Genomic DNA, 13,538 nt, shown 5'->3' with positions numbered 1-13,538 from the left:
CGCTTTATAGCACACGGCGCGAAAGCGGCGTGTCAAGTGCCATAAAGCGCGCCATCATAATTGCGCGCTCAGGCATTGGGCAAGTTGCGGCGAACGCCATGTGCGCCGCTCGCAACGCCCGGGCCGCCGGGCTCGCACGCCGATCGCCCGGATCAGGTGGCAGCCAGTGCGGGCCGCAGCTTGGGCGCGCCGCTGACGCCGGGCACCGCCGTCAGATCAGACAACATCCGTTCCACAATCGCCGCCTGCGGCAGAACGGTGCCGAAAAACCGCGTCGTATGCGAATCTTCGATCAGTATGGTCGGAAAATTCTCCACATCCAGATCCTCGAAGCGATCCGCATGGGTTTCGATGTCGATCCATGCGAAGCAGATTTCCGGGTGCCGGTCGGCCAGTTTGTCGAAAGCGTCCCGATACTCGCGGCAGGTTCCGCACCATTCCGCGCACAGGCAGGCAACGAACAGCGTCTCGGGTTCGTTGACGCGCTCGGCGATCCGGTCTTGGTCGGTGTCGAGGTTCAGCGCGGGCATGGTGGTTCCTTACGTGCTTTTGTCAGGTGCTTTGGCGCGAATGTAGCATGGCCGATCCCAAACGGTCGTTGAACCCGATCAATGCGGGGTCAGCCGTGGCTCGCCCGCATGAAGCGGCCGCCGGGCAGCGCGGTGATCTGGCCGGCAAGCTCGAGCTGCAGCAACGTGCTTTGCAGGGCCGCGTCCTCCATCTCGGTGCGGGTGGCGAGAATTTCAAGCGTAGTGGGCGAGTGGCCGAGGGCGGAGAGGAGGCGTTCGGCTTCGGGATCGACTGGTGGGCGCGGCGGCGCGGGGGCGTCTGCTATGGCTGAGTCGGCCCGAGATGCGCTCGCCGCCTGCGCCGCGGCGGACTTTGGCCGCTCCGCTGTCGCGCCTCTGACCTCCGGTGCAATCGTTGGGTCGGCGTCGCCCCAGAGAACGGCATGCGCCGAACTCGGAACCGTCCGCGCGGCGCCCCGGCGCGCAAAGCCCAGTTCCTCCAGCACCTCATCCGGCGTTTCGACCAGCTTCGCGCCTTGTTTGATGATCCGATGACACCCGCGCGACAGCGGCGCGTGAATCGAGCCGGGCAGCGCGAAAATATCGCGTCCCATCTCATTGGCGAGCCGCGCCGTGATCAGCGAACCCGAGCGCATTGCCGCTTCGACGATCACCACGCCGCTGACGAGCCCGGCGATCAACCGATTGCGTTGCGGAAAATTGGCGGCGCGCGCGGGCGTGCCGAGCGGCCATTCGGAGACAATTGCACCTTGCACCGCGATCTGCCGCGCCAGCGCGTGGTGCGCCGACGGATACACGAGGTCCGCGCCGGTGCCGATCACGGCGACGGTGCCGCCGATGCCCGCCAGGCTGCCGCGGTGCGCCGCGCCGTCGATGCCCAGCGCGAGCCCCGACACGACGGTCACACCGGCTGCCGACAACTCCCGCGCGAAACGCTCCGCGTCTTCGACGCCCTGCGGGGTAGCGCTTCGGCTGCCCACGAGGGCGACCGCTCGCGTATGCAGCAGATTCAACCGGCCCTTTATATATAGCAGGGGCGGCGGATCGGGCATGGTCAGCAGGGCAGGCGGGTAAGCGGGGTCGTCGAGCGTCACGATCTGATTGCCGGATTGCTCCCGCCACGCCATCACCGCGTCGAGCTGGGTGTCGAAATCGGCGCCGGTCGGCGCCAGCGCTGCGCGCGCGGCCGCTTCACCGGCAATCGCGGCGAGCGCCTCGGGCGTTTGTTCGAAAATCGCTTCAGGCAGCCCAAAAGCCTGTAGCAGCAGGCGCAACGCCGCGGGTTTCAGCCCCGGCGCGAGCGAAAGCCGCAGCCACGCGGCGAGTTCAATTTCCGTTGCGGGCAAGGTGTGCATTGCGTGTCGATCCTCTTGCTGGGCCAGCGGGCAGGCGGGCGCCATGCTAAAATTTTCATCATCCGAAATAACCGCAGCGCCGCGCCCACCCGCGCGGGCTCGTCGTCTAGCGCATCTGGCGCGTTGAATCGAACCGGTTCGACACCATCTATCCTGTGCGTAACGCGATGAGCCCACAACCTGGCCGAATGGCCAACGCGAGCCTTCCACCGGTCAGCGGCGCCTGAAAATCACACTCGAAATCATGGCTTTACTGAACATCCTCAACTACCCGGACAAGCGGCTGCATAAGATTGCGAAGCCGGTCGAAGCGGTCAACGACCGTATCCGCCGCCTCGTCAAGGACATGGCCGAAACCATGTACGCCGCGCCAGGCGTCGGCCTCGCCGCGACCCAGGTGGACGTGCATGAGCGCGTGATCGTGATCGACGTCTCGGACGACCACAACGAACTGCTCGCTTTCATCAATCCGGAAATCATCTGGTCGAGTGACGAGAGGAAGCTGTCGGAAGAGGGCTGTCTCTCGGTGCCGGGCATTTACGACAATGTCGAGCGCGCGGAGAAAGTGCGCGTGCGGGCGCTCAACGAGAAGGGCGAAACTTTTGAGATGGACTGCGAAGGCTTGCTCGCGGTGTGTATCCAGCACGAAATGGATCACCTGATGGGCCGCGTGTTCGTCGAGTATCTGTCGTCGCTGAAGCAGACGCGCATCAAGAGCAAGATGAAGAAGCTCGCCCACGCCATGTAATGCGCGTTCACCTCGCCCACCGCCCCCATTCATGAGTCATTCGTTGCGCGTCATCTTTGCCGGTACGCCGGAGTTCGCCGCGGCCGCGCTGGCCGCGATCCACAGCGCCGGCTTTCCGGTGCCGCTCGTGCTGACCCAGCCGGACCGGCCCGCCGGGCGCGGTATGAAGTTGCAGGCGAGCCCGGTCAAGCGCTACGCGCAGGAGCATGGGCTCGCCGTCGCCCAGCCTCCTTCGCTGCGCCGCGCCGGCAAATATCCGGCCGAAGCCGCCGCCGCGATCGAGCAACTGCGCGCCACGCCGCACGACGTCATGGTGGTGGCCGCTTACGGCCTGATCCTGCCGCAGGAAGTGCTCGATATTCCGCGGCTCGGCTGCATCAACATTCACGCTTCACTGTTGCCGCGCTGGCGCGGCGCGGCGCCGATTCATCGCGCAATCGAAGCGGGCGACGCCGAAACCGGCGTCACGCTGATGCAGATGGACGTCGGCCTCGACACCGGGGCGATGATCTCCGAATCGCGCACGGCAATTTCCGCCGACGACACGACGGCCACGTTGCATGACCGGCTCGCGCAAGACGGCGCGAAGCTGATCGTCGAGGCGCTGCTCGAACTGGAGCGCGCCGGCAAGCTGGCGGCGACGCCGCAACCCGCGGACGGCGTCACCTACGCGGAAAAGATCGGCAAACATGAAGCCGTGCTCGACTGGCGCCGCCCGGCGGCCGTGCTCGCACGCCAGGTGCGGGCGTTCGACCCGTTCCCCGGCGGCGTTGCCACGCTGGAAGACGGCACGTCGATCAAGATCTGGGCCGCGATTCCCACGGATGCCAAGACCGACGGCGCACCCGGCACCATCGCCGGCATCTCCGCCGAAGGCGTGGTCGTGGCCTGTGGCGAAGGCGCGCTGCGTCTCACGCAACTGCAGAAGCCCGGCGGCAAACGCCTGCCGGTGCGGGATTTCCTGGCCGGCTCGACGCTGGCCGTGGGACAGCGCTTCCAACTTCCCGCCGCACATTAACGCGTTGCGCATGACCTGAACATCGCCCATCCGGCCAATGTTCAAAGCCCGCTGGACACGCCGGCCGCGCGTTAGAATCCTTTATGCGACTGCCCGCATTTCAAGGATTTCCATGTTCGGCATCACCCATTTCGAGTTTTTCGTCGCCGCGGTCTTTCTTCTGAATGTGACGCCCGGTCCCGACACGGCTTATATCGTCGGGCGCAGCGTCGCTCAAGGCCGCAGCGCGGGGCTCATGTCGGCGCTCGGCATCTCCGCGGGCTGCTGCGTTCATTCGCTGGCTTGCGCATTCGGCTTGACCGCACTGCTGGCCGCGTCGGCCACCGCGTTTACCGTCATCAAGTTCGTCGGCGCTATTTATTTGATCTATCTTGGCGCACGCCTCATTTTCGCCAAAGCAGCAGCCAACCAGACGGCGGGCGGAGCGCGCGCGGCCGGGGCGCCCAAGTCGTTGCGGCAGGTTTTCCTGCAAGGGTTCTGGACCAACGTACTGAACCCCAAGGTGGTGCTGTTCTTCGTGTCGTTCTTCCCGCAATTCGTGACGGCCGGCAGCGGCCACCAGGCGCCTGCTTTCCTTACGCTGGGCGCGGTGTTCGTCGTGATGAGCATGGTCTGGAACAGCTTCGTCGCGTGGATTGCGGGCAGCGTGACCCGGCGTTTCTCCGGGCAGCCGCTGGTGAAGCAATGGCTGGATCGCGGCGTCGGCAGCGCTTTTGTCGGCCTGGGTATCAAACTCGCCACCGCATCAAGATGATTGAATTTTCCTCGCACGCCCATATCTAACAATTCGCTTACAATCACGCGTCGCGATCAAGCGGCGCAGATATGAACCCCGCGTTAGGGCAAGGAGTTGCAGACATGTTCAATTGGGTCAAAACCGCGATGTTGATGGCCGCGATCACGGCCCTTTTCATCGTGATCGGCGGGATGATCGGCGGGTCGCGCGGCATGACGATCGCGCTCGTGATCGCCCTTGGGATGAATTTCTTTTCGTACTGGTTCTCGGACAAGATGGTGCTGCGCATGTACAACGCGCAGGAAGTCGACGAAACCAGCGCGCCGCAGTTCTACCGGATGGTGCGCGAGCTTTCCACGCGCGCCGGCCTGCCCATGCCGCGCGTCTACCTGATCAATGAAGACGCACCGAACGCATTCGCCACCGGCCGCAATCCGGAGCATGCGGCGGTTGCCGCCACCACCGGCATTTTGCGCGTGCTGTCCGAGCGCGAAATGCGCGGCGTCATGGCGCACGAACTCGCGCACGTGAAGCATCGCGACATTCTGATTTCGACCATCTCGGCCACCATGGCCGGTGCCATCTCCGCGCTGGCGAACTTCGCGATGTTCTTCGGCAGCCGCGACGAGAACGGCCGTCCCACGAACCCGATCGCGGGCATTGCCGTCGCGCTGCTCGCGCCGATCGCCGGCGCGCTGATTCAGATGGCGATTTCGCGCGCGCGCGAGTTCGAAGCCGACCGCGGCGGCGCGCAGATTTCCGGCGACCCGCAGGCGCTCGCTTCGGCGCTCGACAAGATCCATCGTTACGCGAGCGGCATTCCGTTTGCCACGGCCGAGCAGCATCCGGCCACTGCGCAGATGATGATCATGAATCCGCTGTCGGGCGGCGGTATCGCGAACCTGTTCTCCACGCATCCGGCTACCGAGGAACGCGTCGCACGTTTGATGGAAATGGCGCGCACGGGTCGCTTCGAATAACGTCGCATGGCGCTTGCGCGGTGTGCAGAAAGGCGAGTCCGCGGGCTCGCTTTTTTGTGCCGATTGCAGGCCTGCAAAGCAAGGGCCGGCGCGATGCCGCTGCGTGATGACGTGGGCATCAACCGGTTTCACGACGTCTGAAGGCCCACATCGCGCCGCACGCTGAAACTGCGCTTCAGGTCAGGCCTGTCCAGTTCGCGGTGCCTGCATTAACGCCCACTCGATCCGCCGCTGGCTGGCCGCGGCGGCCCGCGCTTCGCGCCACGCTACAATGTGCGTTGATTGCGTCGCGCGCTCCGCGCGGCCCGCCCTAGCCTTCTTCATGACCATAAAGCCTTCTTCGCGTACTGCTTCCTCATCGGCGCGTCCACGCGAATCCCGTTTGTCGATGCTGCATCTCGCGCCCGAATCGCTCGGTTTCGCGCTCGACTGCGCGGGTCAGGCAGTGGGCGCCGTGCGCCTCGGCGCAGCGTTGCCGGCCGCGCTGCAAGCCGTCTTCGTGTCCGCGCCCGAAGGCAGCATTGCCACCGCGCGCGGCGCGGTGCAGGACATCGCGTACCGCACCATGCGGCGTCTGGCCACTGCTGAGTGGCTGATCGCGAAGCTGGTGAAAAAGGCGCCGCCGCCACACGTCGGCCACGTGCTTGCGTGCGCCCTGGCCTTGCTCGTCGACGACGAAGCGAGCGCCGCCTACGCGCCGTTCACGGTGGTCGATCAGGCGGTGAGCGCGATCGCCGCGCGTCGTGAATTCGCCTTCGCCAAAGGGCTGGTCAACGCCGTGCTGCGCAATTTCCTGCGCGAGCGTGACGCGCTGTTGAGCAACGCGCAAGCCGACGAAGTGGCGCGCTGGAACTACCCGGCCTGGTGGGTCGATGCGGTCAAGCGCGCATGGCCCGACGCATGGCAGGCGGTGCTCGCCGCCGGCAATACGCAAGGCCCGCTGACGCTGCGTGTGAACGCGCGTCGTTCAACGGTCGACGCCTACCTGCAAGTGCTGCAAAACCATCACATTGCCGCAAGCAAGGCCGGCGACTACGCGGTCAAGCTCGCCACGCCGATGCCGGTCGACCGCATTCCGGGTTTTAACGACGGCGTCGTCTCGGTGCAGGACGCGGGCGCGCAACTCGCCGCGCAACTGCTCGGCGTGCGCGACGGCATGCGCGTGCTCGACGCGTGCGCGGCGCCGGGCGGCAAGACTGGCCATCTGCTCGAACTCGCCAATCTTCAGCTCGTCGCGCTCGAAAGCGACGCATCGCGCGCGCGCCGTATCGGCGAAAACCTGCGGCGCCTCAAGCTCGAAGCGGAAGTGCGAATCGGCGACGCGGGCGCGCCCGCGAAGTGGCACGACGACATCGACCAGCCGTTCGATCGAATTCTCGCCGACGTGCCGTGTTCGGCGTCGGGCATCGTGCGGCGCCATCCGGACATTCGCTGGCTGCGCCGCGCGTCCGACATTCCCGCACTGGTCGCCGAGCAGCGCCGCATTCTGGATGCGCTGTGGCCGCTCGTGAAGCCCGGCGGCGAGTTGCTCTACGTTACGTGTTCGATCTTTCCCGAAGAAGGCGAGTTGCAGGCGCAGTGGTTTGGAAACAAGTATCAGGATGCGGTACGATTGGACGCGCCGGGGCAGCTGTTGCCTTCAGCCGCTCGCGCGCCCGCCGACACATCGGCCGGTTCCCATGCCGGACAACCCGCTGAAGACAGCGCCGGCGCGAACTCAGACCACGACGGATTTTTCTACGCGCGCTTCCAGAAACGGTGACCATCAAACGCTTCTTCCCGCTTCGGCTCGCTGCCGTGCTCTGGATCGCGCTGGCCTTATGGCTCGCGGCGCCGGGCGCGGCGCACGCTGACTCGATCGCGGTGCAGCGCGCGTCGCTGCAAGCCGACAACACCGGCTGGAACCTCGACGCCCGCTTCGACTTCGACCTGAACAGCAACCTCGAAGATGCGGTCAATAAAGGCATCCCGCTCTATTTCACGACCGACTTCGAATTGAGCCGGCCGCGCTGGTACTGGTTCGACGAGCAGCCGGTGAGCGTGTCGCAAAGCATCCGCCTGTCGTTTCAGCCGCTCACGCGCGAATACCGCGTGTCGAGCGTATCTTCCGGCGGCTTGCAGCTCGGCTTCACGACGCTCAAGGATGCGCTCGCGGTCATCAAGCACATTACGTCGTGGCACGTGATCGATCGCAATGACGTGCATGCCGGGGAGAACTACACCGCCTCTGTGCGTATGCAACTCGACATCGCGCTGATGCCCAAGCCGTTCCAGATCGACGCGGTGAACAACCGCGACTGGAACCTCGCCTCCGAATGGAAGCGCTTTACCTTCACGGTGACCGAACGTGCTAAATAAAGTGCGCTCCGCCACCAGCGTCAGCAGCATTGTCGTGCGCGTGCTGGTGTCCACGGTCGCGGTCACGGCCGTCTTGCTGCTCGTGCTGCTCGCCGCCGCCAGCGCGAACACCGAATTCTTCGACCGCTATTACCAGTGGCTCTACGCCGCCAATCTCGCGGTCGCGATGATCTTCTTGCTGGTGGTGGCGACGCTCGTCATCATCATCATCGCGCGGCTGAGAAAGGGTAAGTTCGGCACGCGGCTATTGGCGAAACTTGCGTTCTTCATGGCGCTGGTCGGCGTGGTGCCGGGCGGGATCATCTACGTCGTGTCGTATCAGTTCGTGTCGCGCAGTATCGAGTCGTGGTTCGATGTGAACGTCGAAACCGCGCTCACGTCCGGCCTGAATCTCGGCCGCGGCATGCTCGACGCGTCGCTGTCCGATCTGCAGACCAAGGGCCGTTTGATGTCCGAGCAGCTGGCGAGCGCGGACGCCGCCGGCACCACGCTCACGCTGCTGCGTCTGCGCGATCAGTTCGGCGTGCAGGATGCGACGATCGTCGAACCCACGCGCAGCATGTCGGGTGCGACGCCCGATATGCACGTGGTCGCGCAGGCATCCGGCAACTACGCGACGCTCGTGCCGAACGATTTGCCTACACCGCTGATGATCGATCAGGCGCGCGGCCGCGGCTATGCGGCGATCGAAGGCGAAGTGGACGGCGATCCCCATGCGCATGGCAGCAAAGGCGTGCTGCGCCTGCGCGTGGTGCAACGCATTCCCGACTCGAATGCGTCGCTGCTGCAGCCCACCGAACGCTTCCTGCAGCTCACGCAGCCGGTGTCGCCCTCGCTCGCGCGCAACGCCGACGCGGTACAGCGCGCTTATCGCGAGTACCAGGAGAAAGCGCTCGGCCGCACGGGTCTGCGCAAGATGTACATCGGCACGCTGACGCTTGCGCTCTTTCTCGCCACCTTCATCGCAATGATGCTGGCGCTCGCGCTCGGCAATCAGCTTGCTCGGCCATTGTTCCTGCTGGCGCAAGGCACCAAGGAAATTACGGAAGGCGATTACACGCCGAAGCGTGAAATCAAATCACGCGACGAATTGGGCTTTCTCACGCAGTCGTTCAACGCGATGACGCGGCAGTTATCCGAAGCGCGCGCGGCGGTCGAGAACAACCGCATTGCGCTCGAACATTCGAAGGCATATCTGGAAAGCATTCTCGCCAACCTGACTGCGGGCGTGTTCGTGTTCGACCGGCAGTTCAGGCTGACCACCGCGAATCGCGGCGCCGAGCGGATTTTCCGTCAGCCGTTCCAGGCATTGATGGGTTCGGCGCTGGATCAGATCGGCGTGCTGAGCGAATTCGGCGGCATGGTCCGCAAGGCGTTTGCCGATCGCGAAGCGGCGAGCGGCGACGGTCACGACGATCGCGGCCACTGGCAGCAGCAGTTTTCGGTGCAGGTGCCGGGCGAAACCGAGCCGCTCACCTTGCTCGTGCGCGGCGCGCGGCTCGTCTCGGCGACGGACCGCGACGCGGAAGACATGCAGACGTCCGGCTACGTGGTCGTGTTCGACGATATTTCCGACGTGATCTCCGCGCAGCGTTCGATCGCGTGGGGCGAAGTCGCACGGCGGCTCGCGCACGAGATCAAGAATCCGCTCACGCCGATCCAGCTCTCCGCCGAGCGTTTGCAGATGAAGCTCGCCGACAAGCTGTCGCCATCCGACGCCGATGTGCTCAAGCGCGGCGCGACCACGATCGTCAACCAGGTCGCCGCCATGAAGCAGATGGTCGACAATTTCCGCGACTATGCGCGCACGCCGCCGGCGGTGCTTGCGCATCTGCAGCTGAATGAACTGGTCAGCGAAGTGCTCACGCTGTACGGTATCGAAGAGGGCAAGGGCGCGATCCAGGTCGAACTCGCCACCTTGCCGGCGATTCGCGGCGACGCGACGCAGTTGCGTCAGGTGATTCACAACCTGCTGCAGAACGCGCAGGATGCGGTGGCGGACCTCGAGCATCCGCGTGTGTTGCTCGAGACGAGGACAGTAGAATACGGAGACCCCGACGCGGAAGGCAAAGTCCGCGTGGCGGTGCGTCTGACGGTGTCGGATAACGGACCGGGCTTCCCCGCGCGTATCCTCACCCGTGCATTCGAACCTTACGTGACGACCAAGGCCAAGGGTACGGGCCTGGGTCTTGCGATGGTCAAGAAGATCGTCGACGAACACGGCGCGCGCATCGACATCCGCAATCGCATGAAAGCGGGCGATGTGATCGAGGGCGCGCAGATTTCGATCCTCTTCCTTCAACTGGCAGACGATGCCGCGACACCTGGAACAGGGCCGCGTGCGGCGCACGGCGGTGCGTCGCAGGGAAAGACAAAAGCAACAGTGCAGACAAGGGCAGCGTAAATGGCAACCATCCTGGTGGTAGATGATGAAATGGGCATCCGGGAATTGCTCTCGGAGATCCTGAGCGACGAAGGGCATGTCGTGGAGGCCGCGGAAAACGCGCAGGAAGCGCGCGAGTTCCGTTTGCGCCAGGCGCCCGACCTGGTGCTGCTCGACATCTGGATGCCCGATACCGACGGCGTGACCTTGCTCAAGGAATGGGCCGCGCAAGGGCAGCTCACCATGCCGGTGATCATGATGTCCGGCCATGCGACGATCGACACGGCGGTTGAGGCAACCAAGATCGGTGCGCTCAATTTCCTCGAAAAGCCGATTGCCTTGCAGAAACTGCTGAAGGCCGTCGAGCAGGGCCTTGCGCGAGGCAACGCGGGGGGCGCGCCGGGCGGCGCCGCGGCCAAGCCGGTGTTGCCGGTGAGTGCTTCGGCAGTGGCTTCGGCGGCGGCATTGCCAATGCTCTCTACCGACGGCCTCGGCAGCGGCGCGCTGGCTGCGCAAACGGCATCGATCTCGTTCGATATTCCGTTGCGTGACGCGCGCGATGCGTTCGAGCGCGCGTACTTCGAATATCACCTTGCACGTGAGAACGGCAGCATGACGCGCGTGGCGGAGAAGACCGGCCTGGAGCGCACTCACTTGTACCGCAAGCTCAAGCAACTCGGCGTCGATCTTGGCAAAAACAAAGGCGAGTGAAGGCAGTGACGAGCCAGTGACAGGCGCAAATGAAGGCGGTGCTCAGCGCGCAGATTTCATTTGCGCAGATTTTTTCGACAAGGGGCTTGCCCTGCTGCTGACCCTTTGATATCATTTCGTTCTTCGTTGGCCCGGTAGCTCAGTTGGTAGAGCAGCGGATTGAAAATCCGCGTGTCGATGGTTCGATTCCGTCCCAGGCCACCAGGATTCAGCCCCAGGAAATCGCAAGATTCCTGGGGCTTTTCCTTTTTGCGTCGCCTATTGTGTGACGGGCATCATGGACATCACGGGCGTCCGTTGCTTCGGCTTGCACGTGCCGTGTGGCAGGGCGCACTCGGCGGTGGTCGGCGCCGCATGATAAAATCGCGCCAGTTCAAGGACTTGCACATGAGTGCCGCGCGGCAACGCCGCTACCTGCACCGAACCCTTCGCCCGACGATTAACGGTATAAGCACCCAGCGACTCTGCATGCGGAAGGCGCGGCCTATACTGCTTTGGGCCGGCAGCAGTGCCGGCACGCGTCGCGCCGCGTTGCTTGCATGGCGCACCTCGCGCAGCGCGACGTGGCACTCTTCATTCACGGAGTTTCACGGTGATCCGCAACGACGCTAAACGTAGCGCTCTGGTGCTGTTTTCCGGCGGCCAGGATTCCGCCACGTGCCTCGCCTGGGCGCTCGAACGTTATGAAACTGTCGAGACACTGGGCTTCGACTACGGTCAGCGGCACCGCGTCGAACTGGAATGCCGCGAGGGGTTTCGCAACGCCGTCGCGCGCGCCTTTCCGGCTTGGGCCGAGCGCCTCGGCGACGACCATATGATCGATCTGTCGGTGCTCGGCGCGATCAGCGATACGGCGATGACGCGCGAGATCGAGATCGAAGCCACGGCCAACGGTTTGCCGAACACGTTCGTGCCGGGCCGCAACCTGATGTTCATGACCATCGCTGCGGCAATTGCGTATCGGCGTGGTTTGCAGGTGCTGGTCGGCGGCATGTGCGAGACGGATTTCTCCGGCTATCCGGATTGCCGCGACGACACGATGAAGGCATTGCAAGTCGCGCTGAACCTCGGCATGGACACGCGCTTGCTGCTCGAAACACCGTTGATGTGGCTCGACAAGGCCGACACCTGGCGCCTCGCCCACGAGCTCGGCGGCGCCGAACTGGTCGAGCTGGTGCGCGTCGAGACGCATACGTGCTACGTCGGCGAACGGGCTGAATTGCATGCGTGGGGCTTTGGTTGTGGCGAATGCCCGGCGTGCCGCTTGCGCAAGCGCGGTTACGAAGCGTACCTGGCCGGCGAGAAGGTCACCGAGCCAGTCTGACGTTTCTCGCACCGGCGCAGTTGGGGCACGAAGCTCAGACGCGCAGTTCAGGCGTACAGATCGAGCAACCATTTTCAGGAACAGGGCAGACAGCAGCATGACTTACGCGGTCAAGGAAATCTTCTACACGTTGCAGGGCGAGGGCGCGAATGCCGGGCGTCCGGCTGTCTTCTGCCGGTTTGCCGGCTGCAACCTGTGGTCGGGCCGCGAGGAAGATCGTGCCGAGGCGGTATGCCGCTTCTGCGATACCGATTTCGTCGGTACCGACGGCGAGAACGGCGGCAAGTACCGCACGGCTGAAGAGCTGGTGCAGATGATCGCGTCGCAATGGCCGCAAGGCGAGGGCGAGCGCTTCGTGGTGTGCACGGGTGGCGAACCGATGCTGCAGATCGACCCGCCCCTGGTCGACGCGCTGCATGCCGCCGGCTTTGAAATCGCCATTGAAACCAACGGCTCGCTGCCGGTGCTCGAGACGATCGACTGGATCTGCGTGAGCCCGAAGGCCGACGCGCCGCTTGTCGTGACCCGAGGCAACGAACTGAAGGTCGTGATCCCGCAGGACAACCAACGCTTGTCCGAGTATGCGAAGCTCGACTTCGAGTATTTCCTCGTCCAGCCAATGGACGGCCCGTCGCGCGACATCAACACCAAGCTCGCGATCGACTGGTGCAAACGCCATCCGCAATGGCGCCTGTCGATGCAGACCCACAAGTATCTGAACATTCCCTGATTTGCCGTGCTGACGATTACACGAAAACTCGAATTCGACGCGGGTCACCGCATCCCCGATCACCGCAGCCAGTGCCGTAATCTGCACGGTCATCGCTACGTGCTCGAAATCACGCTGCAAGGCGATCTGGTCGACACCGAAGGCGCGCCCGATCGCGGCATGGTGATGGACTTCGCCGACGTGAAGTCGCTCGCCGTCGAGCATCTGGTCGACAAATGGGACCACGCGTTTCTCGTCTATGAAGGCGACACGCAGGTGCGCGGTTTCCTGGAAACGATGGCCGACCACAAGACGGTGGTGCTCGATCGCATTCCCACCGTCGAAAACCTGGCCGCCGTCGCGTTCGACGTGCTCGCGAATGTCTACGACGCCCATTACGGCGTGAATCTGCGTTTGCACAAGCTGCGCCTGTACGAGACGCCGAATTGCTGGGCCGACGTGGTCCGCGACTAAGCGCAACATCGCGGCGCGCCTCCCGCGAAGTCCCGTTGGGACCGTCCAACCCTCGCGTTATTGTCACGGTATGATCGCTCCGATAACCACACGGAGCGAGACATGCCGGTCACCGCATTGCGTCGCAGCAGGCATCCGGGCCGCCACGGCCTGAGCCATCGTTTTTGTCTTTCCACCGCCCATCACGCCGGCATGCTGTCGCGCGTTTCGGG

Annotated in this window: 13 protein-coding genes and 1 tRNA gene; 12 read left to right on the top strand and 2 right to left on the bottom strand. The window is 64.2% G+C overall.

Translation table 11 applies throughout. The features are described 5' to 3' along the window. Positions 1-152: 152 nt before the first annotated feature. Together CJU94_RS04985 and dprA are read right to left on the bottom strand one after the other, a co-directional pair. Entirely contained in the window at positions 153-530 is a 378-nt protein-coding gene (locus tag CJU94_RS04985; RefSeq protein WP_095417767.1) for a thioredoxin family protein, read from the bottom strand. Between the two features lie 89 nt (positions 531-619). Beyond that, complete coding sequence (gene dprA, locus CJU94_RS04980; RefSeq protein WP_095417766.1) at positions 620-1,885, bottom strand: DNA-processing protein DprA; 1,266 nt, start codon at positions 1,883-1,885, stop codon at positions 620-622. A 244-nt stretch (positions 1,886-2,129) separates the two neighbouring features. Between dprA and def the strand changes: the two genes are divergently transcribed. The 12 genes from def to queD all read left to right on the top strand — a co-directional run bounded on the left by def (position 2,130) and on the right by queD (position 13,326). After that, on the top strand, positions 2,130-2,633 hold the full coding sequence (gene def, locus CJU94_RS04975) for a peptide deformylase (protein ID WP_095417765.1): 504 nt from the start codon (positions 2,130-2,132) through the stop codon (positions 2,631-2,633). Between the two features lie 31 nt (positions 2,634-2,664). Next, a complete protein-coding gene (gene fmt / locus CJU94_RS04970; protein ID WP_095417764.1) occupies positions 2,665-3,651 on the top strand; it encodes a methionyl-tRNA formyltransferase in 987 nt (328 codons plus the stop codon). Between the two features lie 112 nt (positions 3,652-3,763). Beyond that, a complete protein-coding gene (locus CJU94_RS04965; protein ID WP_095417763.1) occupies positions 3,764-4,405 on the top strand; it encodes a LysE family translocator in 642 nt (213 codons plus the stop codon). 104 nt (positions 4,406-4,509) lie between these two features. Next, positions 4,510-5,367 (top strand): zinc metalloprotease HtpX, encoded by an 858-nt coding sequence (gene htpX, locus CJU94_RS04960; protein ID WP_095417762.1) that lies wholly within the window; start codon positions 4,510-4,512, stop codon positions 5,365-5,367. Between the two features lie 322 nt (positions 5,368-5,689). After that, positions 5,690-7,129: a 16S rRNA (cytosine(967)-C(5))-methyltransferase RsmB gene (gene rsmB, locus CJU94_RS04955; protein ID WP_095417761.1), complete on the top strand. Its 1,440-nt coding sequence runs from the start codon at positions 5,690-5,692 to the stop codon at positions 7,127-7,129. Further along, the gene (locus CJU94_RS04950) at positions 7,126-7,725 is read left to right on the top strand and encodes a DUF4390 domain-containing protein (RefSeq protein ID WP_095417760.1); all 600 of its coding nucleotides are present in this window, start codon (positions 7,126-7,128) and stop codon (positions 7,723-7,725) included. The genes rsmB and CJU94_RS04950 overlap by 4 nt, the downstream gene beginning before the upstream one ends. Next, positions 7,715-10,129, top strand: coding sequence for a sensor histidine kinase (locus CJU94_RS04945; RefSeq protein ID WP_095417759.1), 2,415 nt, complete (start codon positions 7,715-7,717; stop codon positions 10,127-10,129). Before CJU94_RS04950 ends, CJU94_RS04945 begins: the two co-directional genes overlap by 11 nt. Beyond that, positions 10,130-10,819 (top strand): response regulator transcription factor EsaR, encoded by a 690-nt coding sequence (gene esaR, locus CJU94_RS04940; RefSeq protein WP_095417758.1) that lies wholly within the window; start codon positions 10,130-10,132, stop codon positions 10,817-10,819. A 128-nt stretch (positions 10,820-10,947) separates the two neighbouring features. After that, positions 10,948-11,023, top strand: a tRNA-Phe gene (locus CJU94_RS04935). A gap of 388 nt (positions 11,024-11,411) precedes the next feature. Then, positions 11,412-12,143, top strand: a complete 732-nt coding sequence (queC, locus tag CJU94_RS04930) for a 7-cyano-7-deazaguanine synthase QueC (RefSeq protein WP_095417757.1) — start codon at positions 11,412-11,414, stop codon at positions 12,141-12,143. 97 nt (positions 12,144-12,240) lie between these two features. Next, positions 12,241-12,873: a 7-carboxy-7-deazaguanine synthase gene (gene queE / locus CJU94_RS04925; RefSeq protein ID WP_095417756.1), complete on the top strand. Its 633-nt coding sequence runs from the start codon at positions 12,241-12,243 to the stop codon at positions 12,871-12,873. Positions 12,874-12,882: 9 nt separating this feature from the next. Next, the gene (queD, locus tag CJU94_RS04920) at positions 12,883-13,326 is read left to right on the top strand and encodes a 6-carboxytetrahydropterin synthase QueD (RefSeq protein WP_095420225.1); all 444 of its coding nucleotides are present in this window, start codon (positions 12,883-12,885) and stop codon (positions 13,324-13,326) included. Positions 13,327-13,538: the final 212 nt, after the last annotated feature.

The organism is Paraburkholderia aromaticivorans (assembly GCF_002278075.1).
Taxonomy (GTDB): domain Bacteria; phylum Pseudomonadota; class Gammaproteobacteria; order Burkholderiales; family Burkholderiaceae; genus Paraburkholderia; species Paraburkholderia aromaticivorans.
This window is presented reverse-complemented; position numbering and strand designations above follow the sequence as displayed.